This is a genomic window from Holdemanella sp. MSK.7.32, from assembly GCF_024460475.1.
Classification (GTDB): Bacteria; Bacillota_I; Bacilli_A; order Erysipelotrichales; family Erysipelotrichaceae; genus Holdemanella.
Genome location: NZ_JANFYN010000139.1, coordinates 1 through 308, shown reverse-complemented (window position 1 = coordinate 308; position 308 = coordinate 1). Strand labels below are relative to the sequence as shown.

Annotated in this window: 1 pseudogene; it reads right to left on the bottom strand. The window is 38.3% G+C overall.

Annotated features, from left to right (window positions below):
• Positions 1-265 (bottom strand): annotated as a pseudogene (locus tag NE544_RS12175) (class I SAM-dependent methyltransferase); the annotation flags it as partial.
• Positions 266-308: the final 43 nt, after the last annotated feature.

Genomic DNA, 308 nt, shown 5'->3' with positions numbered 1-308 from the left:
TATCCCATGTGTCTCCTGCCTTCAATTTACACTGTTCTAAATCCTTTCGTGTTTCAAAGGCAACATCACCAATTATAATTTTACCATTTTCCTTCAAGTAGTTACGCAAGTCTAAAAGGAAGTCGTTCTTTTGTGCATCCGTCAAATGATGCAAAGAGTATGTCGCAACAATATAATCATATCGAAAGTTACGCAACGGTTCAACAAGCCCTTTTGAAAAGTCCCCCTGATATAAATGTGCATTGGGCATTTTCTCAGATGCCAACTCAATCATCCTAGATGAAAAGTCCTGTCCATATATGGAACAC